This window comes from Larkinella insperata, from assembly GCF_026248825.1.
Classification (GTDB): Bacteria; Bacteroidota; Bacteroidia; order Cytophagales; family Spirosomataceae; genus Larkinella; species Larkinella insperata.
The window spans coordinates 6,456,708-6,479,298 of record NZ_CP110973.1 but is presented as its reverse complement, the minus strand read 5'-3'; the positions used below and the strand labels follow the sequence as shown (position 1 = coordinate 6,479,298).

Here is a 22,591-nt window from a genome sequence, read left to right as displayed (position 1 = left end):
CTCTTTGTCAGGTCGGTAAGTAAATACAAAAGGTTGCTCCCTGGCCGGGCTGGCTATCGGCGGTAATGGTACCGCCGTGGTTTTCGACCACCCGCTGACAGATGGCCAGACCGATGCCCGTACCGGCATAATCGCTCTTGCCGTGCAACCGCTGAAATAGTTGAAAAATGCGCTCCTGGTACTTATTGTCGAACCCGATTCCGTGATCAGTCACGCAAATCTGGTGAAAGTTCTCGGCCGTACTGATTGGTTTCGCCCAGACCGGAATGGCACCGGCTGCAACCTGGGAGACCCTGATCTGAATGCGGGGCGGAACCGAAACACCCGACGCATCTTTGCGGGTGAACTTCAGCGCATTCGAGAGTAAGTTCTGGAAAAGCTGGCTCAACTGGCTGGCGTCTCCGTTGAGCATCGGTAACGGATCAATGTCGAGCTGCGCCTGGGTTTGCTGAATCTGAAACTCCAGGGTTTGCAGAACTTTCTCCATGATGTCGTTCAGCGCGACCACATTGTGTTTCTGCTGCCGGGTTGAAATCCGGGAGTAGGCCAAGAGATCGCGGATAAAGGCCGACATTCGTTCCCCGGCGGTTTGCATCCGCTCCAGGTAATCGAGTCCATCCGGGCCAAGGCGTTCGCCGTACTGGTGTTGCAGGAGCGAACTGAAGGCCTGAATCTTGCGCAGGGGCTCCTGCAGATCGTGCGAAGCGATGTAAGCAAATTGCTGCAAATTGTCGTTGGACCGCTTCAAATCGTGGACCAGCGCGTGCAGCTGTTCGTTGATCGAGGCTATGTCTTCGTTGGTCGTTTGCAACTCTTCGTTGGCGGCTGCCAGTTCCTCGTTCGCAGCTGCCAGCTCTTCCGTGCGTTGTTGAACCTGCTGTTCCAGGGCGAGTTGCAGCTGCCGCTGCTGGGTGACATCCTGCGCGGTGCCCATCACTTTCAGGGGGCGGCCCTGATCATCGAGATAGACCCGGCCCTGCGCGTGAATAATACGTACGTGGCCGGTACGGTAGTCGATGAGCCGGTATTCTTCATCGTAACTGCCCGGCGAGCCGGGTGCAAGCGCAGCCTGAATGGCGGTTGCCACGCGCTGACGATCCTCTTCGTGAATTGGATTGTAAACCTGGCTGTGTTCGACTTCATCCTTCGTGAATCCAAACCACGATTTTATGCGATCGGAATACGTGATGCGTCCCGTCGTTACGTTCAGTTCCCACGTACCGAGCTCGGCCAGTTCAACGGCCCCGCGAAGGGCGCTTTCGGCTTCTTCTATTTTCTGGCGGGACTTGATCGCTTCGGTTACGTCGATGGCAATATCGAGAATGGCGTACGTCTGGCCCTGATCATCGAGCAGAGGAGTATACGTGATGTTGTAGTAATTGTGGGTCATCACGCCTTCTTGTACAATGTTAACCTGGGTGCCAAAGCTCTGGTACATCTTGCCCGAGGTGTACACATCGTCCAGAATTTGCAGGAACGCCTGGTTCTCCAGCTCCGGCATGACTTCGCGCAGGGGCTTGCCAACAATATCCGGTCCTTTGCCCACAATATCAATAAACGCCTGATTGGGGAGTTCGACCACCAAATCCCGGCCCACAAACAGGCCCATTGCCGCCGGAGCCGTGGCGACGATCGAGCGCAACCGGGCTTCGCTGGCTTCGACCGACTGGCGCGTTTTGACCTGTTGCGTAACGTCGGTAGCAATCACCATAACGCCCAGAATACTACGATCAACGTCGTACTGGGGTTGAAAGGCCAGGTCCACATAGATGGTTTCCCGTTGCTGGTTACGAATCAGCTCGACGGCTACTTCCCGGGCGTTGTACGGTTGGCCCGTGTTCATCACATCTAGGATAATCTGATCAAAGCCCTGATCCCGCAATTCCGGGAGAACGTCCAGCAGTGATTCGCCAATCATCTGGTCGTAGGTTCGGCCCACGAGTTCCAGGTAGAAAGGATTGACCATGGTGTAGATCAGTGCCGGACCACTGATGATGGCAATACCCACCGGGGACTGTTCAAAAAACGTCAGGACCTGACGCTGAATTTCTTCCTGTTTCTGACGGGCGATAATCCGGTCAAGAATGTCATTGAACAGGACTGCAACCCGGCGCTTTTCGGGTTCGCCCACCCGGAAAGCGTACACCTCGTAAAACCGTCCGAGCGCCACGGCGGAATCTTTGAAACGGGCCGGTTCGCCCGTCAGAGCGATTCGGCCGTACATCTCAAACCAGTGCTCTTCGTGGTTAGGGGCAAACTGGCGAATGGTTTTGCCAACGGCGTTTTTCAGGCCGGTTTGCTGTTCAAAGGCGGCATTTAATTCCAGAAAACGGTAATCGTACGGTTTTCCGGTGGAATCAAAAAGAACTTCAATGATGCAGAAGCCCTGATCCATGGTTTCGAATAAAGTACGGTAGGTGGCTTCCGACTCCCGCAGCTCCAGTTCGCTTTGCTTTTGCGCGGAAATATCGATTCCCATTCCAACCCACTTGCTGGCTGAACCGTCGACGCTGATGACCGGGGCCGCCCGCACGTTGGTCCATTGCCAGTTGCCGTCCGGTCTGCTCACGCGCGCTTCAACGTTGAGGGGCGTGCGTTGCGCCAATGCCTGCTGCCAATGCTCGCGAATTAGCTGGCGCTGGTTGGGATGAACGGCTTCCACCCACCCCGCGTCCCGCCAGGATTCACGGCTCTGGCCGGTGTAGGCCCGCCAACCCGGAGAATCGGTTGAAAAATTTCCGGCGGCATCGGTTTCCCAAGTAGCCCGTGCAAAAGACTCAACAAGTGTTTTAAAGTCATCAGCAGCGGGTGCTGACGGATGAGATTGCGTACTATTCATAAACGAGCGTTACTTCAGGGCTTGCTCCACAGCGAAATTAAGCAGAAACAGGCGAACAATCAGCCCCGGTCTTTGGTAAAACAAACCCGTATTCAGGCTATTTGGTTATCCAACATAAATGAATAGACCGGATTTATTCGTTTGTTTTTTCCGGTAGCGGTAGCCTACTGTGTGGGAGGAGGTCCGCAAAAAAAAGACGCAGCCGGGTTAGGGTTTACCGAACCAGCAGTACGCGGCCGGTTTGCTGGTAGAGGGTGCCGCCAGTCAGGTCAGCCCGCTGGTAAATCAGCTTATAGGTGTAGGTGCCGGGAGCACATTCTGCATCCTGATACGTGCCATCCCAGGTGTTTTCCAGGGAATGGGATTGAAAAACGATTTCTCCCCACCGGTTGAAAACCGTCAGGTCAATGGCTACATCGTCCTTCGTTTTAATTTCCAGATGATCGTTCTTACCGTCGGCGTTGGGGGAAAAAACGTCCGGTACATAAACAACCGGTGAGCAGGCGGGAACCTGAAAACAGACCCGTTGGGTGTTTACGTTTGACTCGGGGCCGGTAGAGCCGGTCATGCCCCACCAGACCAACGGATTCCGTCCAAAGATGTCTTTGACCAGATCAACGGTTTTGGTCATTTTTAATTCACAATCGAGGAAGATGCGGAGCGTGGTCGCCGGGGCGTTCCATTCGATCCGGACAAAATGGTCACGGCCGTCTTTTAAGGTAGCAAACGTTGAAAAGGCCGGAACCGGGCTGGCCAGGTCGTGGGTTATGGTGCCATTCTTGTTGATCGCGATGTTGTCAAAACCACCCGTATCGGTATCAAACTCAATGCCGATGGAAGGGCGAATGCCGGTATAGCCCAGAGACCCCGCGGGATCACCGACAACACCCAGCCCCTGCGCCTGCAAGACAAAAACAAGTCCTTCGCCCCCTTCCGGATTGTTTCCCAGATTGACGGTAAATTCCCAGCTCCGGGATTGGGAAAGGTCAATCGGCTGCGTATTCCAGACCGCACTCGCCTGCATGGAGGTGTCGGTTGTCATGATATAGCAATTAGTAGACTGACCCGGCTGGGCATTGCCCATGAGCTGGTATTGCCCATACAGGAAAGATGGGAGACTTAGGAAATACCCTGCCAATAGAAGCTGCACAAGAAACGATCGCATGGATATGGCACCGTTGGTACTATACTTACCTCAAGTTAATAAGCAGATGGTTAGTACCTGCAAATCCTACAGATAGTGCTATACTTTCATAAAATTGTGAAGTGAAAACGGTATTTAACAGAGTTATAACGAATTAACAAAGATATAATTAGGAATAATACCTGACAGGAGTGGGGCCGTTTAAGGAGTTGAATGGTTTGCCTGTTCCGGTGAATATACGGAGTTGCTTTGTAGATAGTCCGATAAAAAGCGCCTATTTGTCAGACAATTATTAGATCTTTTCCCCGGTAAATCGGTCGAATCCTGCTAGCCATGTGGCAGGCCGCTAGATTATCCGGACATGAAGGTAATATGCTATTGTACCAACCGAAAGATCATAATTTACAGGAAAGGGAATATAAGTATTAACGTCTAGTAATTAATGACTATATAATTAGTGCGTTACCTCTTTTGCCCCATCGCTCGTTTAATCTCTTTGCTCTACCAAAATAATCTATATAACATGATAGATGCGGGTAGGTCATGCTTACGATTAAAAATTCATGCGTTCAACTTACTACGGCAAGAATACAACATCCGGTTTTTTACGCAATTTACCGGTTCGAAAAATTTGAGTATTCCTGGGTAAGAAAAATGCTATTTTGCGTTGATAAATTGAGGAAATGGTAGTAAAAGAAAAATAGCCAGATTATTTCTCAAAAAAAAGGATTTGTCCACAGGAAATGCACAACGTTTTCAAGAGCTGGTGAGCCGGGTAATGTCTTGAGGGGAGGGCACATAAACTCGGGCTAACTCAGGGATATCAATTATCCTCGGAGTAGCTACTAAACCTCATAAAAAGGGTTTACGGTTTTACTTGAGAGCGGATGCTTTCGATAAACCTTGGGTTTGTAAAGGAAACGGGGTTGTTTTTGACGTAGCAGTGGGTTCTTTTCGGATTGGGTTGTAATAGGCATCCACCAGGGCATGGGATAACAGCATACCCGAGCAGGCAGCAAGCGCGATGGTCAACGCACCGAAGAGTGTGGAGAGAAAACCGGTGCTGGTCAGTGTCGCCACAGCAAAAACAGTAGCGAGCGACACCATTAAAATGATATACTTTTTCATGACGTTGAGTTGGGGAAACTAATTCAAAAAAAGCTTTTCCTCCGGCTTTCTGCTAATAACGCCCACTCGGCCGAACTTTTCCGGGTACGTTAATCAAGTTGGAGCAAAAACTAGGCCCGGCCTTCAGGAAAGGGCTTTCTAATCATAAAGGAAGCAGTGGCCCGGTGACTGATAATCATGGTTTTTTACTTCTGAAATACGAGTGATAGAATAGCGCGAGTGTTCCCATTGTGCCGAAAATAGCCAGGACGTAAGCAATTGAATGCACCAATAACTTGATAAGTACACCTAAGGTACTGGTAGCTCCCAGCAGTACGCCTGACCAAATTATAGGACCCATCCAGTCTTTGTGACCATCGGGTGGTTTGATTGGTTGTGGCATCAGCAGTTGAAATCAAAAATGAGCGGTGGGTAAGCAGGAGAGGGGCCAAGAGCACCGCCTGCGGTAGGTTAACTATCAATTAAGATGCCGGGATGGGGTCAAAATGCGCGCGTATAATAAATTTTGCGGGCTCTACAGGCGGCTTTACCCCTTTAAGTCGGGTTTGCTCCTGCAGACCAACCGGTCAGTTCAATCCGTTCAAACACCGCTTCTCGTTGATCCGATGGCTTCGTTGACGTCATTCATTCAGCTTTCCACTACTTTAACTTCAAATGGATACCGAGTAAGCAAGCACAGCTGGCATGTACGCTGGAAGGGCTCGATTCGGGGTGATTTATACGTATTTTAATGCCTGTTAAAATTGGCTTAATTCGGTGTTAAACAGGGACACCGAGTGATGATTTTTGTAAATTTGTTGTCTGTTAACTACCGTAACTGTTACTTTATGATTCGTCCTAATTCTACAATTAATGAACACGCGCTATGGGCCGTGCTTGTTTTGATGGCCGTAACTGGAATCGTCTGTATAATAGCGGTCATGGCATAGACTGTTTTGCCTGAATTTTTGATAAGTAAACATCAAGAACCCGACCAGCTGGCCGGGTTCTTTCGTCTTACACGCAGGTATACCGATTACTTACTATTCATAAATAAAAAAGGTTTGGCTTCCTTTTTGCCTTACCTCTTCAGTATCTACTTAGTGATCAGTGAACAATGTGGCTCTTTTTTTCCATATTATCTTCCGAAGGCGAAATGAAATCCCATAGCTTCTGTTCTCCTCATCTTGAACAGCATATGGATATCCTAAATGATTTGCTGCTAGCCGGTTTTCAATTGTACCATATCTTTATGCTGGATGATGACGGCAGGCGCTTTGAGTTGCCGCTGGAAGCGTTTGACGGCAGACCGATCGGGGTTCATATGCGGACGCTGGAGCTGGAATACCAGCAAATCCTGAGCGCAGAACGCTTATAACAAGGGCCGGTTTCTCTTAGCCGGCTAACCAAAGTCGATTTTCTCTACGGTTCTCCTTAGTCCTGCCTATCCGGCATCGGAACGGCCTGCCAACCACGTTGGCACCAGTAAGTTTGCTCGGCCTACCCGCAGCCCGGTAATGAATCTCCACGGAATCGGTCAGGGGCGTAAACTATCACTTAGTCGTAGCAGGAAGCTTTGCCGATCTTCTGTCCGGATGCCTGTCCTGAGCCGTTGGAACAAGAGGAGGTTTGTAATTGCGTGACGTGAGCGATCAGCCCCATTTTCCCACTTTTTTCGTTAGCCGGCGGCCCCGGCCAACAGGTTTCAACGGCGGAAAAACAACCGCAGGGGGCCGGTTCCTTAGTTTATTTTTCATGAGATGTCGGTTTGGTTAAGCGGTAGTTTCTGCAGAAGAATCATACCCTTTTTTGACCTATGGCAACGCCACTACCACAAACCGCAGCAGCGAGTGAAACTGCCGAATTTGATCACCACGAAGAGCAGCCCTTCTGGCGACAGTACATCTTCTCGGAAGACCACAAAGTCATCGCCAAGCAGTACCTCTTTACCGGTATTGCTTGGGCGATTGTGGGCGTTATGCTTTCGCTGCTCTTTCGCATCCAGCTCGCCTTTCAAAGTGCGAAGCTGGACTGGCTGCGCCCAATTCTGGGAAACTGGATCGACGAATCCGGTAAGCTTGACCCCGAATTTTACCTGGCGCTGGTTACCATGCACGGTACGATCATGGTGTTTTTTGTCCTGACGGCGGGCCTGAGCGGCACCTTCTCGAATTTTCTGATTCCGCTCCAGATCGGCGCGCGCGACATGGCCTCGGGTTTTCTGAACATGCTCTCGTACTGGTTCTTTTTTCTGTCCAGCCTGATCATGTTCAGCGCCCTGTTTGTCGAAACCGGGCCTCCCATGGGGGGCTGGACCGTCTACCCGCCCCTGAGTGCCTTGCCGCAGGCGGTTTCGGGCTCCGGCCTGGGCATGACCCTGTGGCTGATCAGCATGGCGTTTTTCATCATCTCCCAATTGCTGGGCGGGATTAATTACATCACTACCGTGATCAACCTGCGGGCACGTGGCATGTCGTTCAGCAAATTGCCCCTAACCGTCTGGTCTTTTCTGTTGACGGCCGTACTGGGGTTGATTTCGTTTCCGGTGCTGTTCGCTGCGGTGTTGCTCCTGATTTTTGACCGGCAGTTTGGAACCAGCTTCTACTTGAGCGAAATATACATCGGTGGCGAGCCGCTGGCCCAAATCGGAGGTACGCCCATTCTGTTCCAGCACCTGTTCTGGTTCCTGGGCCATCCGGAGGTTTACATTGTGATTTTGCCCGCTCTGGGCATTACTTCAGAAGTCATTTCGGTCAATGCCCGCAAGCCAATTTTCGGGTACCGAGCCATGATTGTTTCGATGATCGGGATTGCTTTTCTGTCGTTCATCGTCTGGGCGCATCACATGTTTGTGTCGGGTATGAATCCGTTTCTGGGTTCGATTTTCATGTTCCTGACGCTGATCATTGCCGTTCCTTCCGCCGTCAAAGTCTTTAATTACATTACCACCCTTTGGGCCGGAAACATTGTATTTACCCCCGCCATGCTGTTTGCGATCGGGATGGTTTCGTTTTTTATTTCCGGCGGAGTGACCGGCATCGTCCTGGGAAACAGCACCCTGGATATCCAACTGCACGATACCTACTTTGTGGTAGCTCATTTTCATCTGGTAATGGGGGCCGCATCCGCTTTTGGTCTGCTGACGGGCATTTACCAATGGTTTCCTAAAATGTTTGGCCGGATGATGAATCAAACCTTAGGCCAGATTCACTTCTGGCTTACGTTCGTCTGCATCTACCTGGTGTTCTTTCCCATGCACTACCTGGGCATTGCCGGTTTCCCCCGACGGTATTACGCGTTCACCAATTTTGAGATGTTTCGTAAATTTAACGATCTCAATGTCTTTATTTCGGTTGCGGCTTTTATCGCGGGTGCTGCGCAGTTGATTTTTCTTTACAACTTTTTCCGTAGTATGTTCTTCGGGAAAAAAGCCGGTCTGAATCCCTGGAGGGCGAATACGCTGGAATGGACCACCCCGGTTGAGCCGGGTCACGGTAATTGGCCGGGCGAACTTCCGGCGGTTTACCGTTGGCCGTATGATTACAGTAAACCGGGGGCGAAGGAGGATTTCATTCCGCAGAATGTTCCGTACTCCCTGACGCCCGAATCAAATCTTCCCCACGAAAAAGCGCTCATTGCTCAGGAGAAAGAAATTGACGCCCAGAACTTCAACGATCAGTTCAAAAAAGCGCATTAAGCGGGTTTTCGCTGGCGGAGACGCCGAACATGGGTTTAAGATCAACATTTGGTATTGCCTTCACGGGTCGATAGTCGTCGCGCGTGAAGGCAATTTTCGTTGCCAGCGGGGCATTTGTATCCGCCGATTTTGCGCATTCCTGCCGCAGCGGGAGGAGCAGCTTTTTCTTTTAATGAGCAGGAGTAGACTCCTGGATCCGGGGAAGCACCACGCGAATCTGCGTTCCTTGGTCCAGCTGACTTTCCACCGTTATCTGTCCGCCGAGCAGATCAACCAGCTGATTGACAATAAACAAGCCAATGCCTTCGCCACCCGCCGAGGAATAGAACTTCACCTCGTCTTCCGTCGCGGAGTGTCCCGTCAGCCGGTAAATCAAGGCCGGTGGTAAACCCGGACCGGTATCTTCGACGCCTAGCCACCAATGCTCTTCGCCCGTTCCCCAGGTTAATCGGACGCTGCCCGACCCGGTATAGCGGACTGCATTCAGCAACAGATTTTGCACGATCCTGCGGATTTTCACCCGGTCACCCGTGACCCAGAGGTTTTCCGGACCCGCTGCGCTGACGGTAAGCCCCCGCTCGGCATCCACAACCTGTATCCCATCAAGAAGTGGGTGCAACAGGTCGCTTACATTGAAACGGGCCAATTCCACCTTTTCCTGACCGGCTTGTAAGCGGGCATAATCCAGTAACTGGGTCAGCATGTGCGTCATTTGGCTGACATTTCGTTCCAGCATATGCAGGATGTTGGAGCGTTCCGGTTCAGTATCCGCCAGATTCACCAGATGGGTAACGCCCTGAATAATACCGAAACTGCCCCGCAGGTCGTGGGTGGTAGAGCGCAGAAACTCGCCCTGCTGGCGTATCTTTTGTCGAAGTTGCTCTAGTTCTTCCAGGGTTTGCTGGGAGCGCGCTAATTGGCCTTGTAAGGATGCCTGCTGCGCTTCGGCTTCTTTTAAGTCCGTGATATCGAGGGCAGTCAGCACCAGACCACCCTGGTGGCGAGTTGCCGCGATGCCCAGCCAGCGGTGCTGGCCGGTAAGTTCTTCCTGTCGTTCCCGGTACAAGACGGCCCCGGTTTGCTGCAGCATGTTTAGCGGTTCCAGGGAGGAAAAGCTGCCCCAGACCCGCTTCGATAAGTAAGCGATCGATTGCCCCGGGAGTTGTTCCAGCGGTAGGCCGGTAAATTGGGCAAACTTCTGGTTGCAGACCACAATCTGGAAGTCAACCGGTTCCGGCAGATCGTCGTAAACCGCTTTGGCATACCCGATAGCCGTCGGAGAAGCATCCAGCACGGCTTGTAAATTCTCCGCCGTTTGTTGAAGCTGCTCTTCGGCCTGTTTTCGATCGGTAATATCCTGATACGTGAGGGCAATCCCGTCCGGCATCTGGGTCGCCGACAGGGAATACCAAACCCGTTGATCAGCCAGTGTCAGTTGCACATCGGTTTGCAAACGCTCGCCGGTTTGGCTGACGGCCACTAGTTGGTGGAAAAGGCCGTTTTGCCAGTCCCGTGGGTAGGTTTCTAACCAGCGTCTGCCGATCAGATCCGTCCTTTGCAGGAGTTGATGGGCGGCTTTATTGGCCTGGACAATCGCGAAGTCCACCAGGGTACCGGACTCGTCGTGAATGCTTTGCAGTAGCTTAATGCCGATGCCGGACGCAATCATTACCTGTTCCAGTAACTCCCAACTCTCTGACATCGGCCGTTGCGCGCGTTTGATAGCCGTAATATCGTTCAGCTTGACGATGAGGCCGCTGGCGCATCGACGGGCCGTTACGTTAAACCAGTAGTCGGGATTATCGGAATTGCCGCCAACCCAGATTTCCTGCTCGAACCGGTCACCGGTTTCGGCCACCCACTTGAACGATTCCAGCAGATTTGCTCCGCCAGCCACTGCCCAGAGGTCACTGTACCGCCGACCCACCGGTTCCAGGCCGAAAACCGTCCCCAGCGGAGCGTTGGCTCTTATGCATTCAAAATCTACTAGCCGACGCTGCTCGTCCCAGATATTGACTGCATACTGGATGACCTCCGGGGAGGGGGAGCCCGCGGACTTAAGGAGCCCAGCAGCCGACAGTGAACGGTTTTTCATCGTATGGTTACAAGCAAAGCGAACGCTGAATTACAGGAAATGGCATGACTGATAAGAATCGGTATGAGTCCGTTCGGTGAAATCACTCCGTGTTGCGGTGCGGCTCACCGTCTTCGTGGTAGTAATGCCAGCCTTCCGGTCGCCGTCGCCATCACTACCATCCCGACGCTGACGGCTCCAACCGACGTCCGGTAGATTCAGAATCGGCCTTTTCGGTTCCATCATCGTGTCTGAAAATTAGGCATAAACGCTGTTTTTGAACACAGACTTAAAAGCGGGAGGGCAAGAAACCGGTTGAAAGTGAGCGAATGGCCCTGGGCTTGCTGATCTAAAAAGACGGTTTCAAAAGTGAACCGCATGGGAAGCCGGAAAATAAAGATCAATGGGTTGGCAGTTCCTGATTAGTCGTCATCCGGAGGGGAGGGAAGTCGGTAAGGTACAGAGGTTAAAAACTAAGGTCCTTCAGGCAAATCGCCTATTTTTGCAATCCATAATCATTCTCCGAAGTCATGCCCTTCCACTTGATTGGTGTAACCACTCCCAAACTTTCCCCAACTTTGTGGGCCTCTATTCCGGCACTCTTTCAAGCCGGACTTTCGTATCTGTACATTCGCCAGCTCGATTCGGTCGAACTACGACGTCAGTTAGAAAAGCAATCTTTACAACTCTACCACGCCCAGCTTATTCTGCCTTTTTCGGTGCCCAATACTCATTTTAAGCGCCATTGGAAGGAATTCGACCGACTGACAATTTCCTCCGACAGCCAGGCTTTCTCGTCCAGCATTCACGACTTGACCCACTGGCCCGCGCTGGCCGGGCGCGTTGAGATGGTATTTTACAGCCCGATTTTTCCCAGCATCAGCAAACCCGGTTACGGCCCGACCCTGACGCTGGATGAACAGGCCGACAGAATTATAACGCTCCGTCAATCCACCGAAGCCTTACCCAAACTAATCGGCTTAGGCGGCATTCAATCGGATAATATTGCCCAGGTACAACAAGTTGGCTTCGACGGAGCGGCCGTCCTCGGCGCTCTGTGGGAAAGCCCGGACCCGGTTCAGGCCGTGCGGCAGTTGGTTCAGCAGCTCGCTTAAACAGGTACGGCGTTTATTCCTCCTTGTAAACTAACGACTTGTTGAAAACCTTGCGCTTGCAAAAACTCCACGGCTTTCCGGCTCCGCATTCCCGACTGGCAGTAAATGACAATGGGCTGGTCGGCCCGGATGAGCGTCGGTTGTGCCAGCAATTGGCGCAATGGAATCAGCTTACCTCCTAACGTTCGCCGGGCGGCTTCTTCCGGCTCCCGCACATCGATTAATTGTAGATCAGGCGCCTGAGCTAGCCGTTTTCGGTATTCAGCATGGGTGATTTCCAGAACCGGTAAAGCACATACCGAACGCCCCGCCGACAGTTCCATGATGATTTTATTTGCCGGATCAGCCGCCAGCGCGAAGGTCTGAAAACTCATTTTCATCGCGTTAAAAACCAGCAGTTTTCCGCTCAGCAATTCGCCCGTACCCGTCACCAGTTTGATCACCTCATTAGCCATCAAACAGCCTGTAATGCCGGGCAGCACCCCCAAAACACCCGCTTCGGCGCAGGCAGGTAGATCGCTCGGATCAGGATACAGACAGCGATACGTGGGGCCGTCGCCGACATTGAACACACTCACCTGCCCCTCAAACCGGTAAATCGAGCCAAACACCAGCGGTTTGTTCAGCATCACGCAGGCGTCATTGACCAGATACCGGGTGGCAAAATTATCCGAGCCATCCACCACCACGTCATAACCAGCGATCCAGTCCAGGGCGTTTTCGTCTGTTAGAAAGGTCGAATGAGCCTGAATCGTTATCAGCGGATTTTGCTCCCGTAAGCGGGTGGCTGCCGCCTGCGCCTTGGGCTTACCAACGTCGGCGGTCGAAAAAAGAATCTGCCGCTGGAGGTTGCTCAGGGCGACGGTATCGCCATCGGCCACGTCAATCGTCCCAATTCCGGCAGCGGTCAGGTATTGCAACACCGGGCAGCCCAACCCACCCGCGCCGATAACCAGCACCCGGGTCCTTTTCAGCTTTTCCTGCCCTGCCAGCCCAATTTCGGGCAAGAGCAAATGGCGGCTGTATCGTTCCTGTTCAATCTCGGTCATGGATGTACGGTCATTAAGCTGGAATCCCAATCTTTCCAGACCGGCTCGTAACCGGCCCGCCGGAGTACGGCCGCCATTTCAGCCGGGGAACGTTCGTCGGAAATTTCAAACTGCTCGAGTGACTGCAGCTCCACGACGTAGCCCCCCGGATTGGTCTTCGAACCCGCGCTGATGCTGGTGATTCCCAACCGAATAACGTGGTCGCGGAAGGTCGGACTTTCGCGCGTTGACAGCGATAATTCGACTTCGGGACTGAACAGCCGGTAGGCGCAAATCAGTTGGGCCAACTCCCGGTCGGTCAGGCAGTTGCTGAAATTTCGGGACGTTATCCCCTCCACGCCCAGTACGTCGATGGGCCGCAAACGCGGAAACGACAGACTGTAGCGGGTTTGCCAATACGTACGTTCCAGGTAATGCAGGTGCAGGGCCGTAAAAAAGCTGTCCGTGCGCCAGTCCGACAGCCCCAGCAAGGTGCCCAGCCCCAGCTTGTGAATGCCCGCGCGGCCCAGCCGGTCGGGCGTTTCGACCCGATAGCGGTAACTGGCTTTTTTCCCCTTTGGATGGTGGATTTTATAACTATCGCGGTCGTAGGTTTCCTGATAGACCAGCACCGTGTGCAGTCCTTCCGGGATCAGTTCTTCGTAGGCATCCTGGTCGAGCGGTTGGACTTCCATCGAAATGTGGGCAAACCGGCTGCGCAACAACCGAATGGCATTTTTCAGGTACGGCACCCCGACAGTCTGGTTGGCCTCACCCGTCACGAGCAACACGTGCTGGTACCCCATCGCTTTCAGCGCATCGGCTTCGCGCAGCATCTCGTCATCGGCCAGGGTTCGTCGCCGGATTTTATTGTCCACGCTAAACGCGCAGTACGTGCAGATGTTCTGGCACTCGTTAGACAAGTACAGCGGGGCGTACATCTGCATGGTTTTGCCAAACCGCTGCTGGGTCAGGTGGTGGCTCTGGCGGGCCATTTCTTCCAGATACGGAGCGGCCGCCGGCGAAATCAAGGCCTGAAAATCAGCCAGCGTCCGGTCGGTTCGGGCCAGCGCCATTTCCACGTCCCGCGCGGTTTTTGTCGCAATGGCCCGCTGGCTATCCAACCAGCTGTATTTTTTCAGTAGTTCGCTAAACATCGTTATTCCTCCAGAAAAGCAGTGAAAGGACTACTCGCTACGGCGGTCGGGGAAGCGGCTCCTAACCGGGCTTCGTACGCCAGCCGCCCCGCTTCGACGGCCAGCTTGAAGGCGACGGCCATCTGCACCGGGTTATCGGCTACGGCAATGGCCGTATTGACCAGCACCGCATCGGCCCCCAGTTCCATCGCGGCTGCCGCGTGCGACGGGGCACCAAGGCCGGCATCGACCACCACCGGCACCTGGCTTTGTTCGATGATGATTTCCAGAAAATCCAGCGTTCGCAGCCCCCGATTCGAGCCAATGGGCGCACCCAACGGCATCACGGCAGCCACACCAACCGCTTCGAGCCGCTTGCACAGCACCGGATCGGCGTGGATGTAGGGCAGTACGACAAACCCCAACTTGACCAGCTCTTCGGCGGCTTTCAGCGTTTCGATGGGATCGGGCAGCAGGTAGCGCGGGTCGGGGTGAATTTCCAGTTTAAGCCAGTTGGTTTCGAGTGCTTCGCGGGCCAGTTCGGCGGCAAACACGGCTTCGCGGGCGGTGCGCACCCCGGAGGTGTTGGGCAGCAAGTTCAAGTGCGGAGCCTTCAGGTGCAGCAGCGTATCGTCGTTGTTATTGGCCAAATCAACGCGTTTCAGCGCCACCGTCACCAGTTCGGAACCGGAAGCCAGCAGGGCCGCTTCCATCAGGTCGGTTGAGCTAAACTTGCCGGTGCCCGTAAACAGGCGCGACGAAAAGGTTTTATCCGCAATTTGCAGGGGTTGTGAAATCACTTCGTTCATTGTTTTTCCAGCGTTGAATAGGGTGTAACCGTTTGAATGGCCTGCCAGAAGGCGGGCACCTGCCGTTGGGGATCGCGGGTAATAGCCGCCGAAACGGCAATGCCGTGTACCCCTTCCCGAAGGAGCGCCGATACGTCGGCCACCTCAATGCCACCAATAGCGATGATCGGCAGCGAAAACCCTTCGGATGCGCAAGCAGTCAGTAAGTTGTGGTAGCCTTCCAGGCCCAGAATAGGGCTTAATTTTTCCTTGGTATTCGTGAATCGGTACGGCCCAAGACCAATGTAGGTTGCTCCAGCAGCGTGGTGGGCTCGCATGTCCTCTAAGGTGTTGGCCGTGCCGCCGATAATCACCGAAGGGCCCAGCAACCGCCGGGCTTTGGCCACGGGCAGGTCCTCTTTCCCGACGTGAACGCCATCGGCACCGATTTCACCGGCCAGGACCACGTTATCGTTAATGATCAGCCGGGCGTTGTACTGGCGGCAAACGGCCAGCGTGTCGAGGGCCAGCGCCTTCCAATCGGCTGCGCTGCGGTTTTTAACCCGCAACTGCACCCAGTCTACCCCCGCCCGACAAGCCGCGTCGGCCTGTTCGGGGGAGGTGGTGATATAGTGTAATTGGCTAATCTTCATGCTCATTTTTCGGCTTATTGATAAATCTGAGCGCCCTGCTCGACAAACTCCTTCGCTTTGGTTTCCATCGCCTTATCCAGCACATCCGCTTCGGCTAATCCCTGCTGCTCCGCGTACGCGCGAACATCCTGCGTGATCTTCATTGAGCAGAAATGCGGGCCGCACATTGAACAGAAATGGGCAATTTTAGCCCCTTCGGCGGGCAACGTTTCGTCGTGGAAAGATCGGGCCGTGTCGGGGTCCAGCGACAGGTTGAACTGGTCTTCCCACCGGAACTCGAAGCGGGCTTTGCTCAGGGCATTGTCGCGGTATTGCGCCCCCGGATGACCCTTGGCCAAATCGGCGGCATGGGCGGCAATCTTGTAGGTAATCACTCCGTCTTTGACGTCTTTTTTGTTGGGCAGCCCCAGATGCTCTTTCGGCGTCACGTAGCAGAGCATGGCCGTTCCGTACCAACCAATCATGGCCGCTCCGATGGCGGATGTGATGTGGTCGTAACCGGGCGCAATGTCGGTTGTCAGCGGCCCAAGAGTGTAAAACGGTGCTTCGTCGCAGTGCTGAAGCTGCTTTTCCATGTTCTCCTTGATCAGGTGCATCGGTACGTGACCAGGGCCTTCGATCATCACCTGTACATCGTGTTTCCAGGCGATTTTGGTCAGTTCGCCCAGCGTTTCGAGTTCGGCAAACTGGGCCGCGTCGTTGGCGTCGGCAATGGAACCGGGCCGCAGACCGTCGCCCAGCGAGAACGCCACGTCATAGGCTTTCATGATTTCGCAGATTTCCTCGAAGTGCGTATACAGGAAATTTTCCCGATGATGCGCCAGACACCACTTGGCCAGAATACTGCCACCCCGCGACACGATGCCCGTTACCCGCTTGGCCGTCAGCGGAATGTAACGCAGCCGAACGCCCGCGTGAATGGTGAAATAATCGACCCCCTGTTCGGCTTGCTCGATGAGCGTGTCGCGGAAAAGCGCCCAAGTCAGGTCTTCGGCTTTACCGTTCACTTTTTCGAGCGCCTGATAAATCGGCACGGTTCCGACGGGCACCGGGCAGTTACGGATAATCCACTCCCGGGTTTCGTGAATGTGCTTGCCCGTCGATAAATCCATCAGCGTATCGCCCCCCCAGCGGCAACTCCATACCGCCTTTTCGACCTCTTCCTCGATGCTCGACGTCACCACCGAATTACCGATGTTAGTGTTGATTTTTACCAGAAAATTACGCCCGATAATCATTGGCTCACTTTCCGGGTGGTTGATGTTCGAGGGGATGATGGCCCGGCCAGCGGCCACTTCCTGCCGCACAAATTCCGGCGTGATGAAGCCTTTTGGCGTGTTGGCTCCGAAGCTGTTGCCGGGGTGCTGCTCTTTCAGCGGGTCAGCCCCCCGAATGGCGTCAATGCGCTGATTTTCGCGGATAGCAATGTATTCCATCTCCGGCGTAATGATTCCCTGACGCGCGTAGTGCAACTGCGTGACGTTCTGGCCCGGTTTGGCCCGCAGCGGCTTACGGATGTGCTCGAACCGCAACGAATCCAGTCGGGTATCGGACATACGCTGGCGGCAGTAATCAGAGGAAAAATCCGGTAGTTCTTCCACATCGTTACGCTCCCGAATCCAGGATTCCCGCAGCCGGGGCAGGCCTTTTTGCAGGTCGATGGGCACCGCCGGATCCGTGTACGGGCCGCTGGTGTCGTAGACGGTAACGGGCGCGTTGGCGGTTCTGATTTCCGGACCGTTGAGGTGGCTGACGGTATCCGAAACCAAAATTTCGCGCATGGCCACGCGAATGTTGTGCAATTGACCGGGTACGTAAATTTTGCGCGATCCCGTCAGCGGTTCGCGGGTGATGGACGGCGGTGCAGGCTGTTTCTCGGTTTTCTGGCTCATAATTATCCTCCCTGAGTGGCTTGAATAAGCGTGATGGAATCGGCTTCCTGAAGGGAAGTCTGGCCCCAGCGGGCGCGGGGAATGATGCGGTCGTTGCAGGCTACGGCAATGCCTTTCTGGTCGGACAGACCAAGGGTTTGCAACAGCCCCAGCAGCGTACTGGCTGGCGGACAATCGACGGGTTTTGAATTGAGTTTGACTTGCATGATTTGGCTACCGGTTTCGGTTCGGCCAAACAGCGGGGAGGATGAAAATGAATGGCCAAACCACCTACGCAGCCACGTACGGTTTGGTCCAACGAGTCACTTTTCCCTTCGCAGGCATTACCCTGTTCAGGTTCAGAGGGTATCATCTCAGCCCGCCCGAAGGCGAACACCCCTAAAGTTTGGCTTGTGTTAAGCTGGGCAAATATAGGAAAGAAGATAATGAATGGCTACAAATATCTTTCCTACGATAAATTTCCCGTTAACGAATGAAAACGGTTTACCCGAATACCTTCCCGAAACGAGACTAGGCCAGTGACGACGCCCGCCGTTTCAACCCGCCGTTTTCGGTTAGGACTGGCGGACATACTCCAGCGGGGTCATGCCGTAAAACTCCCGGAAGCTCTTGGTGAAATAGGCCGGACTTTCGAAGCCAACCCGGTAGGCTGTTTCTGAACTGTTGTAACCCTGCCGGAGCAATTCCCTCGCTTGCCGGAGCCGGTAATTGCGGATCAAATCCCGGGTGGATAAACCCGTCAAAGCTTTAAGTTTCCGGTTTAAGGTGGTGCGGCTTATGGCAATCTCGGTCGCCAGTTCCTCCACGCCAAAATTTGAATTTTCCAGGTGCTTTTCAATAATCCCGTAGAGCTTCTCCAGGAAGGGATCCGTGGGCAACGACTCCACCACTTCGGGCAAATCCAGATGCGACACCAGCGACGCTTTTATCCAGGCCCGCATCCGACGCTGCCGTTCCAGCAGGTTGTGCACCCGCAGTTGCAGTTCCTGAACGTGGAACGGCTTGATGAGGTAATCGTCCGCCCCGCGAGAAAGCCCTTCGAACCGGCTTTCCAACGTGGCCTTGGCCGTTAGTAAAATAACCGGGATGTGGCTGGTGCGCTCATCCTGCTTCAGGTGCTGGCAGAGCGTGTAGCCATCCATAACCGGCATCAGCACATCACTGATCACCAAATCCGGAATCTGATCGAGGGCCAGTTTCACGCCTTCGGCTCCATTGGCCGCCCGAACGACGCGGTGGGAGCGTGGCAGGTTGTCGGCAATGAATTCGGCCAGTTCGTCGTTGTCTTCAACCACCAGCAGCAGGGGGCCTTCCTGAGGTTCGGTTTCCTGCCCTGCGGACGCCATGACGGAGGGCTCGGAAAGCCACGGCACCCTGACGATGGTAGGTTCGAATTGGGAGAAACGTATAGAATCATTCGGGGCAACGTTACTGGCCCCGGCCGGTCGGCAGGGTAACCACACCTGAAAGCGCGTCTGCCAGGGTAATTCTGTGTTGTCTAGCCGGTTGACGGTAATGCGACCACCCTGCAAATCCACCAGTTCTTTCACCAGGGCCAGACCGATGCCCGTGCCCTGTTGCTGGCGCGTTCGGGAGTCATCCACTTGATAAAACCGGTCAAAAATATGAGGAAGCTGCTTGGGCGGGATGCCGATCCCCGTGTCGGTTACCGTCAGCAGAAGGCCGTTCTTTTCCGCCAGGCGCACGGCCACCTTTCCCATCGTGCCGTCAGTTGCATCACTGGTGGTAAACTTGATGGCATTGGACACCAGGTTGCTGATAATTCGCTCGAGTTTTTCGCGGTCGAACCAGTAAGGCGATGTGACCTCGGAGGTGTAAGTCAGTTGAATGTTTTTAGCCTGCGCCAGTTCTTCGAAGGGCTGAACCAGGCTTTTGACAAAAGACCCCGGCCAGCCAATGGTTTCCTCCACGAGCATCAGGTGGGCGTCGAGTTTGGTCAATTCCAGCAACTGATTAATAAGCCCCAGTAGCTGTTTGGCATTCCGGCTGATCAGGCCCAGCCGTTTGGCATAGGTGGTATCCTGCAAGTCGGTCAGTAAGGATTCGACCGGGGCCATAATCAGAGTCAGGGGCGTGCGAAACTCGTGGGTAATGTTGGTGAAAAAGCGGGTTTTTAGCTCATCCAATGACCTGAGTTGCTGGGTCTCTTTGTTCTGGAAGGCAATTTTCTGGAGGTGTAATTGCATCGTCTGCCGTAACCGCAGGCGGTTGATGTACGAGCGGACAAACGCCCAGACCAGGCCCACAACGATCAGCACGTACAACCCATACGCCCACCAGGTCGCCCACCAAGGCGGATGAATGATGACGGACAACCGACGCACCTGGGAGCTCCAGATACGGGAGGTGTTCGACGCGTTCAGCAGCAGGGTGTACCGCCCCGGCGGTAACGACGTATAGACGGTTTGGGGTTGATCGGTTTCAATCCAGTTGTCGTCCAGGCCCTGAAGTTGGTAACGGTAGCGATTTTTGGGGGGATTGTTGAACTGAAGGGCCGCAAACCGGATGGTCAGAAAGTTTTGGTTGTGGGGCAACTCAATCCGGTCGACCCCCTGAATGGGCTGAGTCAGGGGCGATTCATCGCCAGACGCGATGGTTTTGTTATGGATCATCAGTTGCGTCAGTTCCACTCTGGGCTGGAAGTGGTCGTCGGCCAACCTAGCCGGATGAAATGCCGTAAAGCCTTCCAGACCCGCCAAGATGATGGAATCGTTGGGGAGTTTCAGGTAGTGGAATCGGTTGAATTCGTCGGCCAGCAACCCATCCTCGTGCGTGTAAGTTTTTGTCTGAAAAGTTCGGCGGTTCAGGCGGCACAGCCCCTGGTTGGTCCCCATCCACAGATACCTATTTTGGTCCGGAATAACCGAATAAATCACATTATTGGGAAGACCGTTCGCGGTGGTCAGGCGACGGCTCCTGCCGGTTCGTTTATCAAATATGCTAAGGCCACTCCCGAAAGTACCTATCCACAGGCGGTCCGGACGTTCCGGATCGTCCGACAAGCTGATTAGAATGTTGCTGCTCAGCGAGGTGGCGACGGTGGGTTGGTGGGTAAACTGACGGAGCTGATTGGTGCGCCGATCCAGCCGGAAAAGTCCGTTCTGGGCGGTCGCCAGCCAGAAAGCCCGCGGATCAATCACCATCTGCACCACTTCTCCGGTTAGGGCGGGATCAAACTGGTGAGGCAGGCGAACCCACTCCTTTTGGTCGGGCTCATAGCGCCATAGCTGACCGGCATCCAGCACCAGCACCCGGTTTTGTTCATCGGTTACCATCGGCTTGGTGGGCTTGGGGCTGTTGGGCCAACGGGCGGGCAAGGGAAGCTTCCGTAGCTGACGCGTCGCCAGATCAAGCTGGTAACAAGTTGCCAAACCCGTGTTCATCCAAATTACGCCCTGCTGGTCAATTGTATAGCGAAAAAAGTAGGGGTCGACAGCCAATTCGTCGGCAGAAAGTCGCGGGGAGGCCGCCAGCCACGAATGCAGCAGATCCTGGAAGAAGGCGGTTTCGTAACTGGCGGTCTGAAACTGATGCGCCCGCAGATCGTATTTAAGAATACCCGACCCGTCTGTACCCATCCAGAGCACATCCGACTGGTCGATGAACAGACTAAGGCACCGTTTGGAGAACTGGGGAAAATGGGCAATAATCTGAGGGCCGCGTTCTTCGGTGTACCGGAAAAGATAATTCCGGTAGGCTGCGTATATAACTCCCCGGCTGTCACGGGCTATCTGGAAGCCCCAGTAGTTTTTTCCTTCACTTTTAGCCGGCAAGGCGTGCGGTCGAAGCGTACCGTTGCGCGCATCCCAGACGGAAAAAAAATTGTCAGAGCCGAGGATCAACTCACCGGTAGGCCGTTGATCAAGGGTATGAATTCGGTCTTTTTCGGGCAGATTGTCGGGCGATTTAGCCACAAACCGTTGGGTGTTTTCATCAAAGTAGGCCAATCCGGTATTGGTTGTAATCCAGACCGTCTGGAATCGATCTTCCAGTATACTCCGGCCGGCTAACGTAAGGGTTGTAGGATGATTGTTCGGCGGAAACCAGCGAAATCTGCGGGTTTTCAAATCAATACAGGCCAAACCATCGTTCGCAAAAGAAACCCAGAGCCGGTTGTGATGATCGGGGTAAAAACCCAGGATGGAACGCTTTCCGAAGGCGCGTTGAAAGAACGGCAATTGCGAGAAATTAGTGAAGAGTTCAGTTTCCGGATTGAGCATGTCAATGCCGCCCTGCTCGGTGAAAATCCAGATTTGGCCCTGGTCGTCAACCTGGAGCTTGGTAATGCTTGTATAGGATAATGAAGGACGGCCATCGGTTGAGGGTTGAAACGTTTTGAATTGGTGACCATCAAAGCGGCTAAGGCCATCGCGGGTGGCTACCCAGATGAAGCCCTGCTGGTCCTGTACGATTGAGGTAACGAATGCCTGGGGTAGTCCTTGCTGATAATTAATGGGTACAGGGCGGGGTAGTTGACTAGATTGCGCGAACAAAGAACAATTGGTCAGCAACAGAGAGAATGCCCACAACACTCGACAATAAATCTTCGCAAAGAATTTCATTTTCTATACTCGCAAAACGTTTTATCAAATAGATAAGGCGCTAGATTACATATACTTATATTTTGTGCTGAAGTAGTATTTTAAATGATAGGTATTTGTAGTTTTTTGTACCATACAATATAAGTAGGCTTTGTTATATCTGAGGGTTTTCTGAGTAAGTAATTCGATATAGTTATCTACCGTTCCAGCTATCCATATTTTGCAATGCCCTTAATTCTTGTCTTTTCGATTGTTTTTCTCTATTTGTAGCAATTGGATGGTAGTCGATTTTATGAGAAAAAATACCATTGTGTTTTCTCGATTGGCATTTTTTCTCTCCATTCTTTCTGTACGTTCGCTTTACTATACAGATTACTAATGATGCAAAAGGGGGGCTAAAAATAATGTGCTTCTAGCAGGTTTTGCAGTTTATAGTTTAGGGTTTTAAGTTGTTTATCTAGTATTGAAAGGCATTTGAATGACGTAAGAAAACCTGGTATCGAAGTTTGTAATAGTTAGACTTCTGTTTATGATATATCAACTATTGAGGTTCTAT

General features: G+C 53.3%; 14 protein-coding genes and 1 riboswitch. Of the genes, 3 read left to right on the top strand and 11 right to left on the bottom strand.

What is annotated here, in order from left to right; genetic code table 11:
- Positions 1 to 7: 7 nt before the first annotated feature.
- The 3 genes from OQ371_RS26035 to OQ371_RS26025 all read right to left on the bottom strand — a co-directional run bounded on the left by OQ371_RS26035 (position 8) and on the right by OQ371_RS26025 (position 5,111).
- A complete protein-coding gene (locus OQ371_RS26035) occupies positions 8 to 2,839 on the bottom strand; it encodes a PAS domain S-box protein (protein WP_265991449.1) in 2,832 nt (943 codons plus the stop codon).
- A 214-nt stretch (positions 2,840 to 3,053) separates the two neighbouring features.
- Positions 3,054 to 4,004: a lectin-like domain-containing protein gene (locus OQ371_RS26030; RefSeq protein WP_265991448.1), complete on the bottom strand. Its 951-nt coding sequence runs from the start codon at positions 4,002 to 4,004 to the stop codon at positions 3,054 to 3,056.
- Between the two features lie 852 nt (positions 4,005 to 4,856).
- Complete coding sequence (locus OQ371_RS26025) at positions 4,857 to 5,111, bottom strand: hypothetical protein (protein WP_265991446.1); 255 nt, start codon at positions 5,109 to 5,111, stop codon at positions 4,857 to 4,859.
- 1,177 nt (positions 5,112 to 6,288) lie between these two features.
- Here OQ371_RS26025 and OQ371_RS26020 point away from each other — a divergent pair.
- Positions 6,289 to 6,468: a hypothetical protein gene (locus OQ371_RS26020; protein ID WP_265991445.1), complete on the top strand. Its 180-nt coding sequence runs from the start codon at positions 6,289 to 6,291 to the stop codon at positions 6,466 to 6,468.
- Positions 6,469 to 6,906: 438 nt separating this feature from the next.
- Positions 6,907 to 8,787, top strand: coding sequence for a cytochrome c oxidase subunit I (locus OQ371_RS26015; RefSeq protein ID WP_265991444.1), 1,881 nt, complete (start codon positions 6,907 to 6,909; stop codon positions 8,785 to 8,787).
- 169 nt (positions 8,788 to 8,956) lie between these two features.
- Here OQ371_RS26015 and OQ371_RS26010 read toward each other — a convergent pair whose 3' ends face one another.
- On the bottom strand, positions 8,957 to 10,882 hold the full coding sequence (locus tag OQ371_RS26010; protein ID WP_265991443.1) for a PAS domain-containing sensor histidine kinase: 1,926 nt from the start codon (positions 10,880 to 10,882) through the stop codon (positions 8,957 to 8,959).
- Between the two features lie 509 nt (positions 10,883 to 11,391).
- Here OQ371_RS26010 and OQ371_RS26005 point away from each other — a divergent pair.
- Complete coding sequence (locus tag OQ371_RS26005) at positions 11,392 to 11,976, top strand: thiamine phosphate synthase (RefSeq protein ID WP_265991441.1); 585 nt, start codon at positions 11,392 to 11,394, stop codon at positions 11,974 to 11,976.
- Here the strand turns inward: OQ371_RS26005 and moeB are convergent.
- The 7 genes from moeB to OQ371_RS25970 form a co-directional block, all read right to left on the bottom strand.
- A complete protein-coding gene (gene moeB, locus OQ371_RS26000) occupies positions 11,973 to 13,025 on the bottom strand; it encodes a molybdopterin-synthase adenylyltransferase MoeB (protein WP_265991439.1) in 1,053 nt (350 codons plus the stop codon). The genes OQ371_RS26005 and moeB overlap by 4 nt on opposite strands.
- Entirely contained in the window at positions 13,022 to 14,161 is a 1,140-nt protein-coding gene (gene thiH, locus OQ371_RS25995; protein ID WP_265991437.1) for a 2-iminoacetate synthase ThiH, read from the bottom strand. The genes moeB and thiH overlap by 4 nt, the downstream gene beginning before the upstream one ends.
- A gap of 2 nt (positions 14,162 to 14,163) precedes the next feature.
- Positions 14,164 to 14,949 (bottom strand): thiazole synthase, encoded by a 786-nt coding sequence (locus OQ371_RS25990; protein WP_265991436.1) that lies wholly within the window; start codon positions 14,947 to 14,949, stop codon positions 14,164 to 14,166.
- Positions 14,946 to 15,581, bottom strand: a complete 636-nt coding sequence (locus OQ371_RS25985; RefSeq protein WP_265991434.1) for a thiamine phosphate synthase — start codon at positions 15,579 to 15,581, stop codon at positions 14,946 to 14,948. The genes OQ371_RS25990 and OQ371_RS25985 overlap by 4 nt, the downstream gene beginning before the upstream one ends.
- A 14-nt stretch (positions 15,582 to 15,595) precedes the next feature.
- On the bottom strand, positions 15,596 to 17,473 hold the full coding sequence (thiC, locus tag OQ371_RS25980; protein WP_265991433.1) for a phosphomethylpyrimidine synthase ThiC: 1,878 nt from the start codon (positions 17,471 to 17,473) through the stop codon (positions 15,596 to 15,598).
- A 2-nt stretch (positions 17,474 to 17,475) separates the two neighbouring features.
- Positions 17,476 to 17,679 carry a sulfur carrier protein ThiS gene (thiS, locus tag OQ371_RS25975; RefSeq protein ID WP_265991431.1) on the bottom strand — a complete coding sequence of 68 codons (204 nt, stop codon included), beginning with the start codon at positions 17,677 to 17,679 and terminating at the stop codon, positions 17,476 to 17,478.
- Between the two features lie 86 nt (positions 17,680 to 17,765).
- Positions 17,766 to 17,863, bottom strand: a riboswitch (TPP riboswitch).
- A gap of 164 nt (positions 17,864 to 18,027) precedes the next feature.
- Complete coding sequence (locus tag OQ371_RS25970) at positions 18,028 to 21,987, bottom strand: hybrid sensor histidine kinase/response regulator transcription factor (RefSeq protein ID WP_265991429.1); 3,960 nt, start codon at positions 21,985 to 21,987, stop codon at positions 18,028 to 18,030.
- Between the last annotated feature and the right edge of the window lie 604 nt (positions 21,988 to 22,591).

Bases quoted from the DNA above. Each gene is read 5' to 3' on its own strand.
- OQ371_RS26035 (WP_265991449.1), bottom strand. From the start codon at position 2,839: ATGAATAGTACGCAATCTCATCCGTCAGCACCCGCTGCTGATGACTTT.
- OQ371_RS26030 (WP_265991448.1), bottom strand. From the start codon at position 4,004: ATGCGATCGTTTCTTGTGCAGCTTCTATTGGCAGGGTATTTCCTAAGT.
- OQ371_RS26025 (WP_265991446.1), bottom strand. From the start codon at position 5,111: ATGAAAAAGTATATCATTTTAATGGTGTCGCTCGCTACTGTTTTTGCT.
- OQ371_RS26020 (WP_265991445.1), top strand. From the start codon at position 6,289: ATGGATATCCTAAATGATTTGCTGCTAGCCGGTTTTCAATTGTACCAT.
- OQ371_RS26015 (WP_265991444.1), top strand. From the start codon at position 6,907: ATGGCAACGCCACTACCACAAACCGCAGCAGCGAGTGAAACTGCCGAA.
- OQ371_RS26010 (WP_265991443.1), bottom strand. From the start codon at position 10,882: ATGAAAAACCGTTCACTGTCGGCTGCTGGGCTCCTTAAGTCCGCGGGC.
- OQ371_RS26005 (WP_265991441.1), top strand. From the start codon at position 11,392: ATGCCCTTCCACTTGATTGGTGTAACCACTCCCAAACTTTCCCCAACT.
- moeB (WP_265991439.1), bottom strand. From the start codon at position 13,025: ATGACCGAGATTGAACAGGAACGATACAGCCGCCATTTGCTCTTGCCC.
- thiH (WP_265991437.1), bottom strand. From the start codon at position 14,161: ATGTTTAGCGAACTACTGAAAAAATACAGCTGGTTGGATAGCCAGCGG.
- OQ371_RS25990 (WP_265991436.1), bottom strand. From the start codon at position 14,949: ATGAACGAAGTGATTTCACAACCCCTGCAAATTGCGGATAAAACCTTT.
- OQ371_RS25985 (WP_265991434.1), bottom strand. From the start codon at position 15,581: ATGAAGATTAGCCAATTACACTATATCACCACCTCCCCCGAACAGGCC.
- thiC (WP_265991433.1), bottom strand. From the start codon at position 17,473: ATGAGCCAGAAAACCGAGAAACAGCCTGCACCGCCGTCCATCACCCGC.
- thiS (WP_265991431.1), bottom strand. From the start codon at position 17,679: ATGCAAGTCAAACTCAATTCAAAACCCGTCGATTGTCCGCCAGCCAGT.